The following is a 20,695-nucleotide window of genomic DNA, read 5'->3' as shown; positions in this document are numbered from 1 at the left end:
AAATTTCAGTTTGAAATTCAGTTTCACAGCTTGAATACTCACCGCTTGAATACATTTGACATTGGAGGGTAGGCTCATGGGTCTGCCCTTTTTTGTTTCATGAACCTTTATGACAAGAACCTTTATTCAATTTATAAATTGAACAGCCTTCCCCTCATCGCCCAACCCCTTTTCCCGGAGCGTCTACCCCTGTGCCTTGTCCTGAACCTGCGTTGATTGCAGGAAAGTGTCTAGATCCGAGAAGAGCCCGGCATAGGTTTGGGTTGGCAGATCATAACCTTTAAGATGTACCGTTTTGGGGATAAAGACTTCGGGTTTCACTCCTGCCTCAACGAGATAGCGATAGGTCGTTTCTCCTAAGGCAATATCCATCCCAATTTGCTTTGTAGAAGACTCTAGCCGAAAGGCAGCATTTACCGTGTCACCCAGGGCGGTATAGTCGGGTCGATCGCCTGTGCCCGTATTGCCGACCATTGCGTATCCGGTATTCAGCCCTGCACCAATGCGAATCGGAGCAGGAAGCGGATAGGTTTCGTGAAGCTGACTCGTCATTTTGTGTAGAGTACTGAGGGCATGGGCAACCCGCATCATTTCACCCGGACTGATGCCCTGCGCGCCGTGAATCCAAACTGCCATTACCGCATCGCCGATATATTTATCGACCCAGCTTCCATAATCGCGAATAATATCACCTGCACAGCGAAACCAGGTTCCAATTACTTCCGACAGTACTTTTTCGTCAATCTGGCGCGTCATGCCTGAAAAGTTGCGAATGTCTACAACCAGCACGGAAATCAGGCGACGGACATGCAGCGTAGCGGTAGCAGTAAATTCTTGAGAGTCATTGCCCAGAGTTGGGGCACTGGAATCAGAATTGGGAGCAAAAAACTCTAGCTCGGTTTGCCCAAACGTGAGCCGATCACCATTTTGCAGCGTCACAGGAACACTGACTCTCCGCCCATTGACAAAAGAACCATTGCGACTGCCCAGATCGATCAGATAAAAATCGCCAGTTTCCATTTGCTGAAGCAGCGCGTGGTTTCGGGAGATCCAGCGATCGGGCAAGACAAAGTTATTGTCGTCGCCTCGCCCGACTCTCCAGCAGTTGCTCCCAACAAGTGAAAAGTAGCGGTTTCCCGACTCTGTATGCAGGATTAGATGGGGAACAGACTGTCCATTCACAGCAGTTTCACAGACCGTATTGTTGCCGTGTGACGCATTCTGACGCATTTGCTCGGCTACAGGACTCTCAGCCTTTGAATTATAGAGAGCCTTGCGTCAAATATAATCCGCGTTGATCAGGATTTTTCCCCTTTAATCTAACCTACCTATCATTTAGGACTATATTTTTTCTGCGATCGGTTTGATGAGTTGCAAGACAAAGCAATCACAATCGGTTTATACCGAACTTATTGCAAAACCTGAATTATTTTGCTACACGAGCATCACAGTACGGAGATTGCAGCCAGCCAGAATAGCCCATCTACCAGAATCGTACTCAAAACTGCACCGCCTAAAGTCCACCAGTGAAGCTGTTGTGACCGCAGCGGTAAACCTCCGACCAGCAGCAGCACAGATCCCAACCCGATCGCCCAACTTATTCCCCAGGGCGTTTGCATTTGAGTGATCGCGCTCTGGAAAATGGGCTCCATTAGATGAGGCTCAACCTGCACAAGCTGCCGCCACTGCGGAATCAGGTTGACTGCATAAAAATAGGCATCGGTCATGGCAGTGCCAAACAGCGACCCTAGATAAAACCAGTTACCAATGCGGTCTTGCCCGCGCCGTAAACCTGCGATCGCAAAAGGCAGCCCAACGGATTCGACTGGCAAATGCAGCAACGGCTCCCATCGCAGCCAACCCCAGTAGATCGAACCTGCTAGCCATGTCCAGGTAAAGCCCATGAGCAGATCCCCCCATTCCGCTGACCGGGGACGCGATCGCAGCCATGCACTGAGCCAGAACCAGCCGCCCGTCATCACCAGGCTAAACCAAGGAGCCGATCGCACCAAGGGAGCCTGAAAAAACACCGGGATCGACACCAGGAAGGCAGAAGCCAGCAGGAATCGCCAGGTTAAGGGCAGCCGCTCAATGAGCGGAATTGAAATTGGGAGTTCTTCCAGTCCGGCAGACTCAAGCGGACTCGACAGGGAATACAGCTTTCTTGAAGACAAGGGGGACAACGGCTTTTCTAATCTTTTAGTTCAACTTTTTTAACATATCACAAATTTATCCCCCTGGGGGGCATCCGCGTGAAGATAATTTTGCGATTGCCCTTCGGATTTTTAGGCTGACCTAAAATTTTGCTGAAGACGATCGCGCAAGGCAGCATAAGTACCAGGAAGCCTGTAAGCTGAACGAGAACAGAACTGTTCTTGTACCGCTTTTGATTGCTGCTTTTGCTTGTCTATAGCTGTCCGGAGCTGTCCGGTACGTCAGAACTGATACGAGAGAACTGTTGTGGAACTAATTCAAGAACTTTTTCAAGCCGTGGTTTTGGGTCTTGTGCAGGGAATTACCGAATTCCTACCCATCAGCAGCACTGCCCATTTATTAATTGTGACGCAGTTATTTGGTTGGACTGCCCTCGGACAAAAGTATTTTGTCGATGCAATTCAGTTTGGCAGCGTGATCGCGGTCACTTTCTACTTCTGGAAAGATATTCAGAAAATCCTGTCGGGCGCATGGCAGGCATTTCAGCAGAAAGACTGGGGGCGGGAAGAATGGAAGTTGCTGGTGGGTATTGCGATCGGGACAATTCCCGCGCTGGCAGTCGGCTATGCGGTTAAAGATATTGTGCCGGAAAGCGCGGTTGTGATCGCAATTACGTCGATCGTGATGGCGTTGCTGCTGGGTTTTGCTGAGAAAGTGGGTAGCCGGAAGCGCGGCTTTGACGACCTGCAAACGCGAGATGGCATTCTGGTGGGCTTAGGGCAGATGATCGCGCTGATTCCAGGGGCTTCGCGATCGGGGTCAACGCTCACAACCGCTCTTTTTTTGGGATTAGAACGCCAGACGGCAGCACGGTTTTCTTTTCTGCTGGGTATTCCGACGCTGGCGATCGCGACTCTGTTTCAGGCAAGAAAAGCGTTTGGCAGTCTGGACAGTTTGCTGGCGTTGCTTGTCGGCATTGTCTCGACGTTTATCTTTTCCTACCTGGCGATCGCCTGGTTACTGCGGTATTTGCAGAATAAGAATACCTGGGTGTTTGTCTGGTATCGTCTGGCGTTTGGTGCAGTTTTGCTGCTCTCGGTTGCTGCTGACGTGTTGCAGCGTTAGGTTGTGGGGGTAATCGTGCCGCAGCCGATTCTACCGCCTGCATTGCCCGTCGGCTGTCCAAAATCGTCGGCTTTTTCGTGCAGGATTACGGCTCGTCCGGCGATTGGGTATTCTCCGTTGCTGAGGGTGAGTCCGGGCAGCGTGGCGCGGTAGGTTGCCCGACCCTGACTGATTTCAACGTTGCCCAGATCCCCAGCATGGGCATTGGCAAAGCCATCCCGAACCAGTAATCCATGCTTAACGTTGTCGGGATTGTAATGTCCCCCGGCAGCATTTCCTTCGTCTGCACAGCTCCCAGACTCATGGACGTGAAAGCCGTGTATGCCGTCAGGAGCCTGAGTCAGGTTTGCTTCAATTTCCAGTCCGGCATCGGTTTCCTTAAAGTTCACAACGCCCGCAACGGTTGCGGGATCGCTTGTACCCTGAAGAATTGCCTGCGCTGTGCCTGCGTTCGGGGTCGGCTGCTGGTTGCAAGCCAGCGTCATCATTAGCAGCAGAACGGTTCCCAGTCTGGTTATCCATCTCCAAATTAAATTTGCCATCGGTTCTTCAATCCTATTTTTAGATTGGTGAACCTATTGTCGATGAGCTGTCGCAGGTTTTCAACCGGGATACCAGATCGACTCTACCTGTCGGGCAACTTGCAAGGCACGATCGCGATTGCCTTCATCGAGCAAAACCGTGACGTGACCTAATTTTCGACCAGGGCGCGATTGCGATTTGCCGTACCAATAAAGGTGCGATCGGGGAATTTGAGCGATCTGCTGCCGTTTTTCCAAGTAATCTGACGCTGCCGTTTCGTAGCCCAGCAAATTCACCATTACCGCTCCATTCACGGTCAGAGCAGGACTTCCAAGGGGCAAACCGCCAACTGTGCGAAGCTGCTGCTCAAACTGCGAGGTGATGCAGGCATCCAGCGAATAGTGCCCTGAATTGTGGGTGCGGGGAGCCGTTTCATTCACCAGCACTTTACCGTCCTGCGTTAGAAAAAACTCAATGCCCATTATGCCCACGTAGTTCAGTGCCTTCAACAGCGATCGGGCGATCGATTCCACCTGCTCCACAACGGATAAATCAAACTCGGGTGTGACAATCACGCGCTGACAGACCTGATTTTCCTGCTGGGTTTCCACCACGGGATAGACAACAATTTCCCCAGTTTGCGATCGAGCCACCATGACTGCCAACTCGCGATCGAAGGGCACAAATTCCTCCAGCACCCAGTGAGACAGCGGATTGGCAACCGAAATTTTTTGCAGGACAGCTTCTAGGACAGCTCGATCGCGGCAGATAAACGTGCCCTGTCCGTCATAGCCCAGTCGTCGGGACTTGAGAACTACGGGGTAGGCATCGGGCAATTGGGCAGGATCAAAGGCGGCAAAGGCGGGCGTGGGAAGACCCCGATCGCGCAAAAAGCATCGCTGCTCATATTTGTCCAGGAGGGGGGCAAGGGAGTCGAGGCTGGGAAAGAACCGCACCTGACTGAGAGAACGCAGTGCCTCTAAATCAACAAATTCGTTTTCAAAGGTGATCACGTCGCTAAACTCTGCCAGTTTTGCAGTTGCAGCAGCATCAGCGATCGGGGCAAAAACGGTATGAGCGGCGATCGACACGGCAGGATCAGACGGACTGGGAGTTTGAATTGCCAGCGCGAGATTAAGTCGTTGAGCGGCATCTGCCATCATCCATGCCAATTGTCCGCCGCCGATAATGCCGATCCGCTGATTTATGGGCTGATTCACAGATTTTTCCTACTAGCGACAGCCTAAAGATTCGCGGGTCATCACTCCCGTTTTTGGATTAATGCCGCTTGCGGACTCACACAGAGCTTTAACTTGCGCCCTGTCCAGAATGGCATTGGTAAAGTCTGCTCCAGTAATGTCTACGTCCTCCAAGATCGATCGCAGCAAAATCGATTCGACTAATACGGCTTCCCGTAAAGATGCCCCTTTGAAATTCACCTGATCTGCCATTGCATTGGTCAGGTCTGCCCCCCGCAGGTTTGCCTTTGTCATGGTCGAAGCACTAAAGACCGCGCCTCGCACGTCTGCGTCTTCAAAATTGGTCTGCTCCAGGTTGGCATTCGAGAATTCTGACCCCTGAAGCTCTTGCCCGGAAAAGTCGCGCCCTTTAAGCTGAGCATTGCTAAATGACTGCGGTGCTGTCCAGTCTGCCCGGGCAGGAGAACACCAGAGCATGAGCGTCATTACAAACGTCAGCAGAGCAGAAATTAATCGCTTCGCCGTTCCCCGCAGGGGTAATTGCCACATAAAGTTTCGGGAATCAATTTTTCTATCTTGACAGATAGCGCGATCGAATTTTAGCCGATCGGTTAAAGGGAAATTTTCTTTTGCGCTGGTTCTGTCCTGGCAATATTCTAGCGACGCTGTGCCTGCTGTAAAAGCTGAGCCGCACTGTTTGCCCATTGGCGATTACCCTGCATCGAGAATAAATCGGTGGCGTACTGCAATACCCGCCGTGCGTCGGCATAATTACCCTGCCGCAGAAAAACTAACCCCGCTCCGTAGTAGGCATTGGGATAGTTGGGGTTTGCCTCTGCTGATCGCCGGAAGGCGTTGAGCGCGTCATTCAATTTGCCCTGCTGATACAGAATTGATCCCAGGCTGTACTGCGCTTCAGGATAGCGGGGATTGAGCGCGATCGCCTGCTGAAACGCTTTTAGCGCGTCGGGGGTGCGTCCCTGCTGGAGGTAAATTAATCCAAGATAGTAGGATGGCTCTGGCGCATTGGGGCTGAGTCGAACTGCCTGCTGAAAATAGGGCATTGCTGCCTGACTGTTGCCCTGCTGCCGCAGCACCAAGCCCAGATTGTAGTGCGCCAAGCCCAGATTCGGGTCAAGCTGAAGCGATCGCTGCAAATACTGCTGCGCCAGGGGAAAATTGTTGCCTTCTAGCAGAGCCGCGCCTAAATTAGCATAGGCAAGCGACAGTGCTGGATCTACCTGGATCGCCTGGTAAAAAGCGTTTGCTGCATCCTGAAGCAGTCCTTTTTGCCGATAAGCAAGCCCCAAATTGTAATAAGACGCGGCAAAGCGAGGATCAAGGGTGACAGACTGCCGGAACGCTGCGATCGCCTGATCGACCTGTCCCTGCTGGATATATTGCAACCCCAGATTAAGCTGCCCTTCGGGGGTCATGGCTGCGCCGGACTGATTATCAATGCTGAGCGTCGGCAGGGATTGCGTCAGCCCCATCGCAGGGAAAAAACTCAGGAGAATTGCACTCAGCACCGCTGCCCCTGAACTAGTAGGACGTTTGCGCGGCGATCGAATGCGCTTGCTTTGGGGGGTTGCTGGAGCGGAAAGGAAGAAAGGAGCCTGCCAACGCCGATTCATAGAGAATTTGCCTGCACTTTAAGATTGACCAGAATGATTCAAATGATTCAACAGAACAATTGATCAGAAATTAATTCAGAAATTGATTAGAAACGGGAAGAGACGGTGAAGGAAAGAAAGGTTCAGGATTGCTGAGAGCAGTCGCGATTGGCGATCGATCCATCGGGCAGGGTGGTGCGGCAAAGTTTGACCGTATCAAGGCTGACGCCCTGCAAATTGACACCGCTGAGATCGGCACGCCGCAAATTAACGCCATTCAAGTTCACCCCGCTCAGATTCGCTCCGTTCAGGTTGACCCTGGCAAGATTTGCTCCTTCTAAATTTGCCCCCGATAAGTCGGCGTTACTGAGATCGGCTTCTGCCAGATACGCTTCGCCCAAGTCGGCATTGCTAAGATTGGCATTCGTTAGATTGGCACTGCCCAGGTTGGCATCGCGCAAATTCACCTTGATTAGTCCTGCCCGCGTTAAATCAGCTCTGGGAAGGTTCGCCCGCACCAGATTCGCAGCCTTGAGGTTGGCATTTCGCAAATCGGCACTGCCCAGATCGGCACGGCGCAGATCGGCTTCTTGCAGCTCGGCTCGATTGAGATTGACTTCGCTCAGGGTCGTGTCCTGCAAGTTGGCTTCTTTGAGATTCGCCCGCACCAAATTGGCACCCCGCAGGTTAGCATCCCGCAGATTGGCTTTGCTGAGGTTGCTGTCGCCCAGGTAAGCCAGGCTCAGGTTTGCCCCGGTTAGATTGGCTTCCTTGAGCAGCACACTGTTGAGGATGGCTTCGCTCAGCACTGCCCCGCTTAAATTGGCTTTAGTCAAATCTGCCTCACTCAAAATCGATCGCGTCAGCGTCCCGTTTTGCAGGTTTGATCGCCTCAGGTCGGCATCCCGCAGCGTCGCATCTTCGAGATTGACCGTTTGCAGGTCTGCCTGTTCCAAATCGGCTCCGTCCAGATCGCACTTGGGGCACGATCGATCCTTCAGCAGCGCTCGAATTCGGTGATCCCGTGCGGCTTCGCGAGAGACTGCCATTCCAATCAAACTGGCAAGCAGCAGAAAGAAAATGCCCAGAATCGAAAAGGCTCTGATATCTCGTTTGTCGATCGTGCGGGCTGCCATGAGGATTTAACCGTGAGTGGGTAGCGATTTGTACCGAACGTTGATCAGCGACGATGCCAGGAAACGAACTGAATTGTAGTCTACTGGATTAAATTTGAGACAAAATCCAGTCGATCGCCTCAGACAAATCAGCCGCTACATAGTCAGGCTGGGTCAGATGCTGATAAGTTCCCGTCAAGACTCGATCGCCAAATCCCGTCTGAACAAGAATCCCAGTACAGCCTGCGTTGTGAGCCAGATCGATATCCGTTGCTTTGTCACCAATCATAAAACTGCGGCTTAAGTCTAGATCATGCGTCCAGGCAGCCGCCACCAGCATTCCCGTATTGGGTTTGCGCCAGGTTGACCAGCGATCGAACGGAGATACAATTCCGCCTTCGGGGGGGCTGAGCGTGGGACAAAAGTAAACCGCATCGAGCTTTGCGCCCGCTTCAACATGCAGCAAATGCGCCAGGCGATCGTGCAGTGCCTCGACGTGGGAATCTGAATAATAGCCCCGCGCCGGACCCGATTGATTGGAAACGAGACAGCAAAAAATCTGGCGATCGTTTAACCGCCGCACGGCTGCCGCTACTCCCTGAATCAGGCGCAAATCCTCAACGCGATACAAATAGCCTGCTTCTTCGTTCAGCACTCCGTCGCGATCGAGAAATACGGCAGGTCGAGTCATAGAGCCATATTCCTGCCCTTATTCCATTCCGGGAAGCAAATCCAAAATTTCCCGCGCTGCCCGATCGCTCACGCCCACCTCGCCTAATTGCTGCCGCATTCGCCCATAGTCCGCGAGAATCTGACTGCGGCGATCGGGGTTCAGCAAAAATTCCAGCGATTCTGCCACAATGCAATCGGGGGTTGCCTGCCGCTGGAGCAGTTCGGGGACGATCGGCTGCATCAGCACCAGATTCACCGGAGAGATAAAGGGGGCGGCGTATTTAAGCAGATTCTCAGCAATCCAGGCAGTCATGGGATTGAGCCGATACATCACCACCTGCGGCACATTCAGCAAAGCCAGCTCCAGGTTCACCGTGCCCGATTTGGTAATTGCCAGATCCGAAGCCGCCAGCACTGCCTGGGTTTGATCCGCGACCAGCCGTGCCCGAAGTCCGTAAGATTGGATTGACTGCTCGATCGCCTCCCGGTAGGTTTCCAGCGACAGGGGAATCAAAAACTCAACCTGGGGCAGTTTTGCCTGAAGTTTTTCCTGGAGTTGACGCGCCGCCTCAAACATCACAGGCAGAATGTACTGAATTTCCTGACGACGAGAGGCAGGAATTAAGGAAATCACCGTAGCCTCTGGATCCAGGTTTAGTATCGTTCTTGCTTCTGAGCGACTGGGCGCATTTTGCATTCGATCAATCAGGGGATGCCCGATCCAGGCGACCTCGCTGCCCCATTTCCGGTAGTAGTCTGCCTCCGCCGGAAAAATTGCCAGCAGGCGATCGGTGGCTCGCACGATCCGCTGGGTGTTTGCCGAACTCATCGACCAGACCCACTCCTGCGGTGCGATGTAGTAAACCGTGGGCACAGACGGAAAAAAGCGGCGCGTAAAATTGCCGATACCGATATTAGGACCAAAATAGTCAATCATCACCACCAGATCAGGCGGATTCTGGCGTAGCCATCTTTTCACCTGTCGCTGCGCCCGAATCGTCGGCAGCACGTATTGCACTGATTCTAGAATGCCGATCGAGCCGATCGCACTGGTATCCGCCAGCAGTTTCGCCCCTGCCTGGGCCATGCGATCGCCCCCGGTCGCGACAATTTCCAGATCAATTCCGGCGGATTCTGCCTGACGATACAAAGCTTCGACTAGCAGCGCACCTTGCAAGTCGCCCGATACTTCACCTGTACTGATAAAAATTCGCCGTTTGGTTCTAATCATCCTCGCGTCTCTGCATTGCCTTCCCCGGCAGCGAGCCCCGCCGCCCCAGCGAATGACTCAGCCGCAAAAACTGCCGCAGATGCGCGATCGCCTCATGATCTGGCAATAAATCAAGCTGTTCGAGCGCTTGGGTAAAGGGCAAGCCCGATCGATAAAGCGTACGGAAAGCTTTTTTGAGGGACTGCATCGTTTTGCCGCCATCTAAATCAGCAAAGCCCGCGCGCTGGAGCCCGACTTTGTTGAGCGATCGGACTCGTGCCGGATTGCCCTCAACCAGCATAAAAGGAGGCACGTCGCGATGAATTCGACTCATGCCGCCCACCATTGCCAGCCGTCCAATGTGGACAAACTGATGCACCCCCAGCACACCGCTGATTCGTGCCTGGGATTCGATATGGACGTGACCGGAAAGGGCAACGCTATTGGCAATGATTACCTGATCGCCGATCACGCAGTTGTGACCTACATGGGCATACGCCATCAGCAAATTTTGATTGCCGATAACTGTCGCTTCGCCTGCCAGCGTTGCCTGATTGATGGTGACGTACTCGCGAATCACATTGTCATTGCCGATCGTGACCCGATTCAGCGAGCCGTCGTATTTCAAATCTTGCGGTTCTAAGCCAATCGCCGCACCGGGGAAGATTTTGTTGCGTTCGCCGATCTCGGTTTCGCCGTCGATCACGGCGTGATGACTGACGATCGTACCTGCCCCAATCCGTACCCGTTCGCCAATTACCGCATAAGCCCCGACCTGCACCGTGGGATGGAGTTCGGCGCGGGGATGAATCACAGCAGTCGGATGAATCAGAGTAGTCAAGGGTTTTGAGCAGAGGGTAGGGATTGGAAGATGCAGGAGAAAGCCGTGACTCGACGTTCAGGATTGAAGGCGAAAGAATTGACTTCAAGGTCAAACTTAAAGGTCAACCAGAGAAAACATTAGTTCCCCTTCAGCGGCAAGCTGCCCATCGACTTCGGCACGACCCTGCATCCAACCAAAACGACGATGCTTGACCCGCAGCAGTTCCACAGTCATCACAAGTTGATCGCCGGGAACCACCGGACGACGAAACCGAACCTTATCGATTCCGGCAAACATAAACAGCCCTTCGGGCAGATCGGGCATCTGAGTCAGCACCACTCCGCCCACCTGCGCCATCGCTTCCACAATCAACACACCCGGCATAATCGGCTTACCTGGAAAATGCCCCTGAAAGTGCGGCTCGTTAAAGCTGACATTTTTAATGCCGATCGCCGACTTACCAGGAACATACTGAATAATGCGATCGACTAGCGAGAAAGGATAGCGATGCGGCAAAAGCTGGTGAATTTCTTCGATCGATAGCGTGGCACGCGCAGCCGGGGTGTTGTTAGAGTTAGCTTCAGCTTCCGCAGTGAGATGAGCGGTATTCGTCGGGTCGTCAGTCAAAATAGCCATGAGTCAATCCAGGTGTAAGACGGCAAGAAGGGTGAAACGCCCCAGTCAACAATCGGTTGGCAAACAGGTTAAGCAAACAAAAGAGCAGCCAGACGGGCAGCAAACTGAGTGTGTAACTGGTGGCTGGCTTTGTAGGCAAGGATATGAGCGCGGGGGAAAGTTCCCAGCAAACTCAAATCTCCTACTAAATCTAAAAGTTTATGACGGACTGGCTCATTTGAAAATCTTAATGGAGGATTGACCCATCCGTCTCGGCTGCAAACCAGAGCATTGTCAAGACTACCACCTTTGATGAGTCCCTGCTGTCTGAGGGAGTCGATCTGCTCTGCAATCCCAAAGGTTCGTGCCGGAGCGATCGCCTCCCGGAAACTTTCGCGATCGGGCGACCAACTTTGCCACTGATTACCGATCGCAGGCAAATCAAAATCAATGCCGTAGGTAAACCGCAGCTCATTTGCCGGAAATGCTGAGATAAAGGCATCGCCCTGACTCAAGGTAACTGGCTCGGTCAGCACCGCTTGGGGACGCTCCGCCTCCTGAGCCATGATTCCGGCTTGCTCGATCGCCTCTACCCAGGGCAAAGCCGAACCATCCAGCAAGGGCACTTCCGCCGCGTCTAGCTCAATCCGGGCATTATCAATCCCCATGCCGCTAAGAGCTGCCAGCAGATGTTCTACGGTTCGCACGGTTGCTGTACCGCTTTCCAGTTCGGTTGAGAGCAGCGTTTGTCCCACGCAATCGATTCGGGCGGGAACCGTGGGGCGATCGGGCAGATCAACTCGCACAAAGCAGCGTCCAGATCCGGGTAGGGCAGGCAACACCCGCAGGCAAACCGAATTTCCCGAATGCAGACCAATCCCAACTCGCTCAAACGAGCGTGCCAGCGTGTGCTGAAACACCTGACCTGGTGAAGCAGGAAAACCGGAAGATAAACGAGACGTGGAGGCTTCAAGCATGTAGTTAAGCAATACAGCAATAAATCAGGCTGATGCAGAGAAATGGCTCGAAACGGAAAATGGCAGATTTTTTAGAATAGTTGGCGGCTGTGAAGTAACTCTCAGCTTGGAGGAATCCTCGTGATCTGTATTGCCTCCCTAGCGGGTCATTTTGGGGAACCGAGCCAAGGGATTTCGACTTTCAAAGTTCCCCAAAAGTGGAGGATTTAGGGGGGCAATGTGGAACATGGAACACTTCTTCGGTAGCCGCCTCCTAAAATCCCTGCCCGATGCCAAACACAATGCGGTTATCCCCCTGGTCGTTGATCGCATAATCCACTCTGACTAAGCCCAGCGGCGTTTGCACCCGAACTCCCAAGCCGTAATCGAAACCTGATCCCGGTTTATCACGAATTCCTGCTGGATCGCCTGGAACATCTGAGGCAGTGCCCAGATCAGAGCCGACATCAAGGAAGAGTGCGCCACTGACGATCGAAAAGACCGGGAAGCGATACTCTGCCGTTGCCTGTAGGAAGCTGCTGCCGCTGCCCAGGTCACCGGGTCCGTAGCCTCGCACCGAGTCTGTGCCGCCCAGCGCGAACGCTTCATAGGGTGGGAAGTCGCCGATAATCGTACCGCCCTGCACGTTGAATGCGAGCGTTTGCGGACATTGTTCTGCCGTCGGATTTTCCTGCTGGCAGCCTTCGGTCAGGCGCAGGAATCGTACTGGAAGGAAGTAGCTGTAGCTGGCGCGCACTCGGTTAAACGTAATTCCCGCGATCGGAATTGCCTGCTCTGTACTAAAGCGCAGCACCGAACCACTGGTGGTTTGAATTGGGTCATTGCGTCGATCGCGCACCGCCGAGAACTGGAGCGTCAGCAGATTATCAATTCCCGACTCGTTGTAGCTCAGCAGGTTGCCAAATTCATCGCGAGGCGTTAGCTCACCGTCTACATCGCGCACTGAGACGTTCTGATACTGCAAACCCAGACTTGCCCGCCAATCATCACCTAGCGGACGGCTGAAACTAATACCGCCACCATAGCGACGAATCCGGGGGCGATCGCCGTTCGGAAGCGTCACTTCTTCGTCGCCTCCGTCAAAGATGAGCGAGATTGACTGTCGCCCAAACGCATTAAGCGTGTAGGAAGTCCGGTTCGGGTCCCCGCCGATCCAGGGATCGGTAAAGCTGAGATCAAACAGCAAATCGCGCTCGCCAAGCTGGACTTCTGCGCTCAAGTCCTGGTCATTGCCACCCAAGTTAGTTTCCTGGAAGCTGACCGAACCGAACAGACCGCTTGCCGAGCTGACGCCAAATCCGGCTGCCAGCGACCCTGTATTTCGCTCTTCGACATTCACCGTAACATCCACAGTCCGTGGATCTTGCCCCGGATTGAGGGCAATATTCAGACTCTCAAAAATGCCTAACCCAAAGGCACGCTGGAGGTCTGCGCGAATCTGGTTCTGGTTAAACACATCCCCCGGCTGCGACTCAAACTGGCGGGTAATGATAAAGTCCCGCGTCCGTCCCTCAACCGGATTGCCTTCTTCGTCAACCGGCTGACCTTCTTCGAGAAACTGGATGCCAATTTGCTCGATCACGCCCTCTGCCACTTCCAGCGTCACTGTTCCATCCGGCAAAATTTGCGGAGCTGAAATGACCTGCGCCAGCACGTAGCCATTGTCCTGATACAGACGGTTCAGGTTTTCAATTCCCACCTGCAACTGCCGCAGATTGACGATCGACCCCACCTGATTGGCAAAAATTGTGTCAACGGCTTCCTGAAGGGGAACCTGCTCGTTTTGATAGGTGACTTCAGTACCCTGCTCTTGCAGCACGCTCCCGCTCAGCTCAACCGATTGAAACAGTGGATTCGGCTGCACCAAAAAAGTAACGCGCACACCGAGGGGGGTATCTTCGGGAACTGCCCGCACGTTCGAGAAAAATCCTGTGGCAAAAATGGCGTTGATATCCTGCTGAAGCTGCGATCGGGTGGTGGTTTGACCAGGAAGGGTCTGGATTGTGCCATACACCTCATTCAGCAAATCGCCTTCTGCCCCGGTCACCAACACTTCTGAGACTAAGACCCTGGGTTCGGACTGCTCTGCCTGGGATGGCGTTGCACCGCCCGGCGTTTGTTCCGTTCCAGGAGTTTGCCCGGTTCCAGGAAACGGGGGAAGGGTAGGCGTTGTGCTGTCGGGAGCCTGCTGCGTTCCAGTTCCAGGGAAAGGCGGCAGGGTGGGAATATTGGTTCCGGGAGCGGGGGCAGGGGTTTGAGCATCGGGCTGAGCTGGCTCGACATCGACATCGACACCTAATCCGGGCTGAGTGTCGATCGGCACATTAAGCTGGTTGGGGCTTTCCGGCTCCGGCGTCTGGGTTCCTGGTGGGGGAGTCTCCGGGGAACTGGGCGGCTCGTCAATTTGAGCGTCCTGCTGCGAGCCGGGGTTAGGCGGAAGCTGAGAGATGCGCTGCGAAGCAGTTCCCCCTCTGAGGTTATCGGGTGCAAACTCGATTGGCGTTGCCTCAGGCACTGTTCCTGATGGGAAAACAGTAGTTCCAGCAGACCCAGGCGGCATTGCGGCGATCAGCAGCTCTGAATGGGGGGAACCCACAGCATTGACGCTGGCAGCCTCCGCTGCATTAATCGAGGACGGGTTTGCAGCGATCGAGTTTGCAGGACGCAGGTCTGTTGCTTCGGTTTGCTCCGTAGAAGGCAGCGTTTCAGAAGCCGCTTCGGTCGTCTGCGCCCCAACCGGACGCACAAAGCTCAGGGTTGCTGAAGCAGTCAGGACTGCCAGAAAAAAGGGAGAAAAACGCATACGGGTAAAAGAGTTTGACACTTCCACACACCAGAGCATCGCTCACAGGAGTATATCAGAGCAGCAGACGATCGACTTGAGACGAGCAGCTTATCCTGCAATCAGGAGGCAAAAGCCGTCATCAGTCGAGAAGCACTCTAATGTTTCTCAGTACTGTCCCTCGCTGCCTGGTTTGACACCCTTGCTAAGGGGTTGACTTGTTTGACTGACAGAAATCACGCGAGTTCCGCACAAACGCAGCCATTGTACAGCATTCGGTTTTTTGTGCTCTAAACTGGGTGTGCCAGAACTCGCTCTAGCACCTGGCGATACGCCTCTTCCACATTGCCCAGATCGTGCCGAAAGCGATCCTTGTCCATCACTCGCTGACTGGGATCGGTTGCTGCCTGATTCCACAGCCGACAGGTATCCGGGCTAATTTCGTCTGCCAGGATTAAATTGCCTTCGGCATCCATGCCAAACTCCAGCTTGAAATCAACCAGCGTAATGCCGCACTCCTGAAAAAATGCCGTCAGAATTTGATTGACCTGAAGTGCCATCTGGCGAAGCTGTTCAATCTGTTCAGGCGTTGCCAACTGAAGGAGTCGCAGCCGATCGATCGTCAGCAGCGGATCGCCCAGTTCATCATTTTTGTAATAAAACTCAACGAGCGGCCGGGGTAGTTCCATTCCCACAGCCAAACCCGTTTCGCGGCACAGGCTCCCCGCAGCAATATTTCGCACGACGACTTCTAGCGGCACAATTTTGACTGCGCGTACCCGCATCTCGTTCGTCGCCGGACGATCGATCCAGTGAGTGGGAACGCCTTTTGCTTCCAGCATTTGAAACAGGTGGCTGGAGATGGCGCAGTTCATTTCGCCTTTGCCGACGATCGTGCCGCGCTTCTGGGCATTAAAGGCAGTGGCATCGTCCTTAAAGCGAGTCAACAAAATGTTGGGGTCGTCGGTTGGATAGAGAATCTTTGCTTTACCCTCGTATAAAATTTGAGGTTCTGTCATGGAGGTCAGCCCTGGGTGAGTAGAATCAAACGTGCGATCTAGAACAATCTGCAACAGGACACCATTTTAGCGGCGGTAGGTCAGTTGCTGTTCTTCAATTCGTCCGAACTTGTCCTGGCTGCTCAAACTCAAACTTTGCTAAATACGGGCTGCTGAATATTGGGTTACTAAATACTGGGTTACTAAAATGGGGTCGCTCGATACAGGGTGCGACCTGGTGTTTGATCGGATGTTTGATAAGAACTTTTTGCGGAACGGCTCGCGAAACGACGGCTTGGTAGCTCTCTTTCAAAAAGCAGGAATGAATTTGTTGGAAACCCGAGCGTACTCCCTTAAATTTGGGAAATCATTACTGAGTAGCAAACTTTACTAAGTTCTGTCTTTGTATCCTTTGCTACACAAAACAATCGCAGTGCTTCTTCCCAAAGAAAGAAGTATCAGATTGTTGAGCCCTGCTAGGTTCTCATGATGTTTTCACTCGCTGTTTTTAGGTTAAATTTGGGTTAAGAGCAAATCCCTGTTAGTGTCTCAATCTCCTATGTCAATTATTAGGCGGGTAACATCCGTGAGGAATACCAGCTAAAGCCAGAGCAATTTGAATGTTTAAGGAAGGTGAAGCCATGACCCATCGTACTGAATTTCTCAACGCCAAGAGCCGCTACCGGGGTGAAGTCAAGCCAGAGAATTTGGTGTTTAACGCAAACCTACAGGAATTTTCTCAGCGCGTCAGCTTCATTTCTGGCTTAGAAACCAACGGCAAGATCACGCCCGAAGAGGCATTTACCCAAGTTCGATCGCTCTGGAAGCAACTCAAACGCAGCCGCAAAGCGTTGGGCGTTGGCGAACACCCCTTTCAGTTGCCTGAAGAGTAAACGGGCATGATTTCAGCCTTATTTTTCAGTCAGCGTCCAAACCCCGTCTGCCCATTCAGTTTCAGTCGGGGGATTGGTTAACCAATGTTCACAGCGTTTCAGGTGCATCTGCGCGGCTTTGTCTTTGCAGTCAAAGTCTTCCAGAAGGGTGCCGAATGCCAGGATCGCTCTGGCGAATTTGCGGTTGAGATAAAATTCGCGCGCCTGATGATAGAGATCGATCGCCTGCTTGCGTTCATCAGCGATCGGCTCATCTCGTAGCCCGACCAGCTCATAAATGCCCACGGGCTTGTTTTTGCCCTTCACCCGAATGCAGTCTAGCTCCCTTGCCCAGATGCGATCAGCACAGGGCTTGTAAGTACTTTCGCTAATAATAATGTCGGTTCCGTACTGTTTGCTGGCTCCTTCTAACCGCGAACCGAGATTGACCCCATCCCCGATCGCCGTAAACTCCATGCGGCGGCTGGAGCCAATGTTGCCGCTGATCACCACATCAGAGTTGATGCCGATTCCAATGCTGATTCTGCGCTCTGGCTCTCGATTTTCATTAAACTTTTTCAGTCGCTCACGCATCTCGATCGCACTCTGCACCGCCATCCAGGGATGGTCTTTCAGCGGCACAAGCGACCCAAACACTGCCATAATCGCGTCGCCGATGTACTTATCCAGTGCCCCGTCGTAGCGAAAGATCGCATCAACCATCGACTCAAAATATTCGTTGAGCATATCAACGACCGCATGGGCTTCCATGCTCTCGGTCAGCGTGGTATAGCTGCGAATATCAGAAAATAGTACCGAAACCTCCTTGCGATCGCCGCCCAGTTTCAGTTCGCCGTTGAGTGCCCGCTCGACAAGCTCCTGACTCATGTAGCGCGACATGGCGTTCTTAAATCGCTTTTCCCGGCTGATGTCTTCAATCACGACCAGCCCGCCCGACACCTGTTCAGGATTGGTCGCGTCTGCGATCGGGTTGAGGGTAAGGTTGATGCTGTGGTGCGTCGTTCCATCGGTCGAGAGCAGGGTTTGATCTGCATAGTAGTACTGGCGATTTTGCTCCCTTGCTGCATCAAAGACATTGGCGAACCAGCCTGAAAAGTTGCTTTTATCAATTAGGATCAGATCCGTCACCGATCGCCCTTCCAAGGAAGCCGATTCTGCAAAGCCGAGCAGCTTTTTCGCCCGTTCGTTGGCAGCAATCACTCTGCCTTCCTTGTCGGTTGAAATCACGCCGTTAGAGAGCGATCGCAGAATGTCGCGCTGGGTCTGCTCCTGCTGCTTCACAGTGGCAAAAAGCTTGGCGTTTTGCAGGGCAACCCCTGCCTGATCGTTAAACGATCGCATAAATTCCTGGTCGCTGCGGTTAAAGCTTGCCCGCCAGCATTCTGGAGCTTCTGGATAAGTTGCCGGATCATAGGGGAAAAAGTTGCCTGTGCGCTTTTTGTTGATGAGCTGCGTTACGGCAATCAGCTCATTATCGGCGTTAAACACAGGCATACAAAGCATACTGCACGTTCGATAGCCCGTCTTTTTGTCAGTTTCCTTCGATTTTGCTGAGTTGGGGTGGTCGTACAAGTCGAACGGAATCAGTACGGGTTCTCCGTTCATTGCGACCTGTCCAGCAAAGCCTGCGCCCATCGGAATTCGGAGTTCGCGCAGTTCCCCGTCACGGTTGGGCAACTTCGTCCAGAGTTCGTGCTTTTCGCGATCGATCAGCCACAGAGTGCTCCGGTCTGCCTGCATCAGCTCTTTCGCCTCGTCCATCACCTTTTTCAGGGTTTCTTCCAGGTCGAGGCTGCTCTGGCTGAGGGCTTTGGTTGCCTTAATCAAGGCAGAGGCGGCACGCTGTTGTTGCGTGGCCTTGTAGAACGATCGCGATGACTCCAGAATCAGGCGAATCGAGGGCGCAAAATCGGAAAACAACTGCTCGTCGTCGGAGGTGAATCCGGCTAAATCGATTTTTTGATCGAGGGAGTCGAGGGGGGCGTGTCCCGGCTTTAGCTTGTTGATAAGCTGCACGACGGCAACCAGATCTCCGCCATCGCTCAGGAGCGGCATCGTCAGCATCGTATAGCTGCGATAGTTGTTTTTCTTGTCGAGTTCCTGTGCTGCTTTAGAACGTGCGTCCTGGTAAAAGTCGTAGGGAATATTTATTGCCTGCTTGGTCGTCGCGACTTCTCCCGCAATTCCCATTGTGCGCGGAATCCGAATTTCCAGGCTCTTGCCGTTGTCGTCACCCTCAGCATGAATCGACCACAGCTCGTCTTTGTCCTCATCCAGCAGAAAAATGGTGGTGCGATCGGCATTGAGCAGTTCCCCAGTTTTCAGGGTGATCGATCGCAGCATTTCATTCAGGATCAGCTCAAACCCCCTCGCGTCGAGCACATTATCCAGCAGGGAAAGGGTCTGATTCACCACATGGAGGCGCTGTTCTACATCCGCAACGACCTGTTTAAACGTCTCCTGCTTGAGTGGAGCCAGGAAGTCTGAGAAAGACTGTTTGCGGGCAGTCAAAGCACTATTGCTGATTCGGGTTATATGACCGGGATCGGAGTTGACAACTCCTTGGGAGGGGATTCCTCCCAGGGGAATGTCTGGCAGCGTTGCTTGGGCATCACAGGGAGGCAGCACCTGATCAGGAACGACAGCCGCAGGTCGATCGATCGCTAAGTGAGGCGTACCAGGATTTGAGTTATTGCCCAGATCATTGCCCGGATCATTGCCCGGATCATTGCCCAAATTATTGCCCGAACTATTGCCCAAGCCGTTGCTCCCTGGCGAGTCCAAATGTGAGTTCAGAGACGGTGGAACGTTCATAGATGCATAAGGAAAGAGAGCGTCCGAGTTAACGATAGCGAAGCAGCCAAGTTTTCTCTAGCAAGATATCCGTGGCTCAACTGAGCTTTTTAACGACAGCCGCTTTTCCGTAGCCGTGAGGTCATACCCACTATATCCGGTTGCTCTATCGCTATCCCGTGACGAACTTAACACTTCATTACAAAACTCTAACAAAAGTTTAAAGCTGTCTACCTTTCCTAAAATTCCCAGCTTCGACCGGAAAATCAGCAAAAAAAAGCCTGAACATTTGACCGTCCAGACTTGGTGATATGCGTTTTGCTCAAGAGAGGATTTAAATTGTGGCTAGAGTTGCAGCGTTTGAGGCTTGGCAACCTAGCCAGGAAATGAGGCGATCGCTTCGACCGCGTTTCCCTTAATCAATCGCTTTCTTCACTTCTTCTTTGGCATCTTCAACCGTATGGCGAACTTTGGCTTCACCCTGTTTCGCTTGTCCGGCTGCCTGATCTTTAGGATCTCCAGTGATGTTGCCAATGCCTTCTTGAATCTTACCTTCTACGTTTTTTGCGGTTGCTTTTAATCTGTCGTCAGCACTCATTTTTATTATCTCCAAATTTGTAAATCTGATATGAGAAAAAGATATCAATGTGCGGGCACCTTTTTCCTCTACCAATCGAGAGATCGTTGATCCCCACCTTTGAATGGAGGCGATCGAGACGGGGATCAATCTTATTCAGCTTTTCTGAGCAAGTATAAGTAATTCTACGAAGGGCGAATTTATTTTGGAGAGTGTTTGAAAAGGGCGAATGGCAATGCGAACTGCCTCCTTAATTCTGCAATGCTAGGGGGGTTGAGCAGGAATAAAGTTTGGGGAACTCGTTAAGCTCAAGTTCTCAGACTCCTCCAAGTGGGTTTGATTGTGGGTCAATATCTACTTTGAGTGTTTCTGTTTCTTGCAATATCTCAGCAATGGTCTCAGCAAGGGGTTGATCTCCAATCCAAACTTCAGCCCCAACATTTTTCCGCTCGGGTAGGCTTGCAAGCTGGCCGGCTCGCTTTATTGCTTTACTCCAAGTTCCACCCTAGTTATTTATTAACCCGGCAAGGAAAGAGAGGGCAGGATTAGGAGAGAAATTGTTAGCATAGAGGTATGAACAAACCCGATGCTCGAACGCTGAATCTAGCCACTCAAAACTATCTGCGG

18 protein-coding genes are annotated in these 20,695 nt (G+C 52.6%); 2 read left to right on the top strand and 16 right to left on the bottom strand.

Translation table 11 applies throughout. The annotated features are described in order from the left end of the window. Positions 1-183: 183 nt before the first annotated feature. Together NDI45_RS15635 and NDI45_RS15630 are read right to left on the bottom strand one after the other, a co-directional pair. Entirely contained in the window at positions 184-1,230 is a 1,047-nt protein-coding gene (locus NDI45_RS15635; RefSeq protein ID WP_190791428.1) for an adenylate/guanylate cyclase domain-containing protein, read from the bottom strand. Between the two features lie 215 nt (positions 1,231-1,445). After that, a complete protein-coding gene (locus NDI45_RS15630; protein WP_348247920.1) occupies positions 1,446-2,108 on the bottom strand; it encodes a DUF3120 domain-containing protein in 663 nt (220 codons plus the stop codon). Between the two features lie 352 nt (positions 2,109-2,460). Here NDI45_RS15630 and NDI45_RS15625 point away from each other — a divergent pair, with 352 nt between their 5' ends. Beyond that, positions 2,461-3,279 carry an undecaprenyl-diphosphate phosphatase gene (locus NDI45_RS15625; RefSeq protein WP_190791427.1) on the top strand — a complete coding sequence of 273 codons (819 nt, stop codon included), beginning with the start codon at positions 2,461-2,463 and terminating at the stop codon, positions 3,277-3,279. Here NDI45_RS15625 and NDI45_RS15620 read toward each other — a convergent pair. The 12 genes from NDI45_RS15620 to purC form a co-directional block, all read right to left on the bottom strand. Then, entirely contained in the window at positions 3,276-3,821 is a 546-nt protein-coding gene (locus NDI45_RS15620) for a superoxide dismutase family protein (RefSeq protein WP_348247877.1), read from the bottom strand. The two genes, NDI45_RS15625 and NDI45_RS15620, sit on opposite strands and share 4 nt — an antisense overlap. 60 nt (positions 3,822-3,881) lie before the next feature. Continuing rightward, positions 3,882-5,021, bottom strand: a complete 1,140-nt coding sequence (locus NDI45_RS15615) for a 5-(carboxyamino)imidazole ribonucleotide synthase (RefSeq protein ID WP_347277857.1) — start codon at positions 5,019-5,021, stop codon at positions 3,882-3,884. 12 nt (positions 5,022-5,033) lie between these two features. After that, positions 5,034-5,549: a pentapeptide repeat-containing protein gene (locus NDI45_RS15610; RefSeq protein ID WP_190791425.1), complete on the bottom strand. Its 516-nt coding sequence runs from the start codon at positions 5,547-5,549 to the stop codon at positions 5,034-5,036. A gap of 107 nt (positions 5,550-5,656) precedes the next feature. Next, positions 5,657-6,634 carry a tetratricopeptide repeat protein gene (locus NDI45_RS15605; RefSeq protein WP_348247876.1) on the bottom strand — a complete coding sequence of 326 codons (978 nt, stop codon included), beginning with the start codon at positions 6,632-6,634 and terminating at the stop codon, positions 5,657-5,659. A 122-nt stretch (positions 6,635-6,756) separates the two neighbouring features. Then, on the bottom strand, positions 6,757-7,749 hold the full coding sequence (locus NDI45_RS15600) for a pentapeptide repeat-containing protein (RefSeq protein ID WP_348247875.1): 993 nt from the start codon (positions 7,747-7,749) through the stop codon (positions 6,757-6,759). A gap of 88 nt (positions 7,750-7,837) precedes the next feature. After that, complete coding sequence (locus tag NDI45_RS15595) at positions 7,838-8,419, bottom strand: HAD family hydrolase (protein ID WP_190791423.1); 582 nt, start codon at positions 8,417-8,419, stop codon at positions 7,838-7,840. Positions 8,420-8,437: 18 nt separating this feature from the next. Next, positions 8,438-9,631, bottom strand: a complete 1,194-nt coding sequence (lpxB, locus tag NDI45_RS15590; protein WP_190791422.1) for a lipid-A-disaccharide synthase — start codon at positions 9,629-9,631, stop codon at positions 8,438-8,440. After that, positions 9,624-10,451 carry an acyl-ACP--UDP-N-acetylglucosamine O-acyltransferase gene (gene lpxA / locus NDI45_RS15585; protein WP_348247874.1) on the bottom strand — a complete coding sequence of 276 codons (828 nt, stop codon included), beginning with the start codon at positions 10,449-10,451 and terminating at the stop codon, positions 9,624-9,626. The genes lpxB and lpxA overlap by 8 nt, the downstream gene beginning before the upstream one ends. 96 nt (positions 10,452-10,547) lie before the next feature. Continuing rightward, entirely contained in the window at positions 10,548-11,069 is a 522-nt protein-coding gene (gene fabZ / locus NDI45_RS15580) for a 3-hydroxyacyl-ACP dehydratase FabZ (RefSeq protein ID WP_190791420.1), read from the bottom strand. A 68-nt stretch (positions 11,070-11,137) separates the two neighbouring features. After that, positions 11,138-11,968 carry a UDP-3-O-acyl-N-acetylglucosamine deacetylase gene (lpxC, locus tag NDI45_RS15575; RefSeq protein WP_348247919.1) on the bottom strand — a complete coding sequence of 277 codons (831 nt, stop codon included), beginning with the start codon at positions 11,966-11,968 and terminating at the stop codon, positions 11,138-11,140. 310 nt (positions 11,969-12,278) lie between these two features. Further along, positions 12,279-14,828, bottom strand: coding sequence for a BamA/TamA family outer membrane protein (locus tag NDI45_RS15570; protein ID WP_348247873.1), 2,550 nt, complete (start codon positions 14,826-14,828; stop codon positions 12,279-12,281). Between the two features lie 269 nt (positions 14,829-15,097). After that, on the bottom strand, positions 15,098-15,826 hold the full coding sequence (gene purC, locus NDI45_RS15565) for a phosphoribosylaminoimidazolesuccinocarboxamide synthase (RefSeq protein WP_348247872.1): 729 nt from the start codon (positions 15,824-15,826) through the stop codon (positions 15,098-15,100). A gap of 620 nt (positions 15,827-16,446) precedes the next feature. Between purC and NDI45_RS15560 the strand changes: the two genes are divergently transcribed. Next, positions 16,447-16,698: a hypothetical protein gene (locus NDI45_RS15560; protein WP_190791417.1), complete on the top strand. Its 252-nt coding sequence runs from the start codon at positions 16,447-16,449 to the stop codon at positions 16,696-16,698. 18 nt (positions 16,699-16,716) lie between these two features. Here NDI45_RS15560 and NDI45_RS15555 read toward each other — a convergent pair whose 3' ends face one another. Both NDI45_RS15555 and NDI45_RS15550 read right to left on the bottom strand, forming a co-directional pair. Continuing rightward, a complete protein-coding gene (locus tag NDI45_RS15555) occupies positions 16,717-19,512 on the bottom strand; it encodes a GAF domain-containing protein (RefSeq protein ID WP_190791416.1) in 2,796 nt (931 codons plus the stop codon). Between the two features lie 394 nt (positions 19,513-19,906). Further along, positions 19,907-20,089: a CsbD family protein gene (locus NDI45_RS15550; protein WP_190791415.1), complete on the bottom strand. Its 183-nt coding sequence runs from the start codon at positions 20,087-20,089 to the stop codon at positions 19,907-19,909. Positions 20,090-20,695: the final 606 nt, after the last annotated feature.

The sequence above is a fragment of the Leptolyngbya sp. GB1-A1 genome (assembly GCF_039962475.1).
GTDB lineage: Bacteria > Cyanobacteriota > Cyanobacteriia > Elainellales > Elainellaceae > Leptolyngbya_A.
This window is presented reverse-complemented; position numbering and strand designations above follow the sequence as displayed.

Bases quoted from the DNA above. Each gene is read 5' to 3' on its own strand.
- NDI45_RS15635 (WP_190791428.1), bottom strand. From the start codon at position 1,230: ATGCGTCAGAATGCGTCACACGGCAACAATACGGTCTGTGAAACTGCT.
- NDI45_RS15620 (WP_348247877.1), bottom strand. From the start codon at position 3,821: ATGGCAAATTTAATTTGGAGATGGATAACCAGACTGGGAACCGTTCTG.
- NDI45_RS15610 (WP_190791425.1), bottom strand. From the start codon at position 5,549: ATGTGGCAATTACCCCTGCGGGGAACGGCGAAGCGATTAATTTCTGCT.
- NDI45_RS15605 (WP_348247876.1), bottom strand. From the start codon at position 6,634: ATGAATCGGCGTTGGCAGGCTCCTTTCTTCCTTTCCGCTCCAGCAACC.
- NDI45_RS15600 (WP_348247875.1), bottom strand. From the start codon at position 7,749: ATGGCAGCCCGCACGATCGACAAACGAGATATCAGAGCCTTTTCGATT.
- NDI45_RS15595 (WP_190791423.1), bottom strand. From the start codon at position 8,419: ATGACTCGACCTGCCGTATTTCTCGATCGCGACGGAGTGCTGAACGAA.
- lpxB (WP_190791422.1), bottom strand. From the start codon at position 9,631: ATGATTAGAACCAAACGGCGAATTTTTATCAGTACAGGTGAAGTATCG.
- fabZ (WP_190791420.1), bottom strand. From the start codon at position 11,069: ATGGCTATTTTGACTGACGACCCGACGAATACCGCTCATCTCACTGCG.
- NDI45_RS15570 (WP_348247873.1), bottom strand. From the start codon at position 14,828: ATGCGTTTTTCTCCCTTTTTTCTGGCAGTCCTGACTGCTTCAGCAACC.
- purC (WP_348247872.1), bottom strand. From the start codon at position 15,826: ATGACAGAACCTCAAATTTTATACGAGGGTAAAGCAAAGATTCTCTAT.
- NDI45_RS15560 (WP_190791417.1), top strand. From the start codon at position 16,447: ATGACCCATCGTACTGAATTTCTCAACGCCAAGAGCCGCTACCGGGGT.
- NDI45_RS15555 (WP_190791416.1), bottom strand. From the start codon at position 19,512: ATGAACGTTCCACCGTCTCTGAACTCACATTTGGACTCGCCAGGGAGC.
- NDI45_RS15550 (WP_190791415.1), bottom strand. From the start codon at position 20,089: ATGAGTGCTGACGACAGATTAAAAGCAACCGCAAAAAACGTAGAAGGT.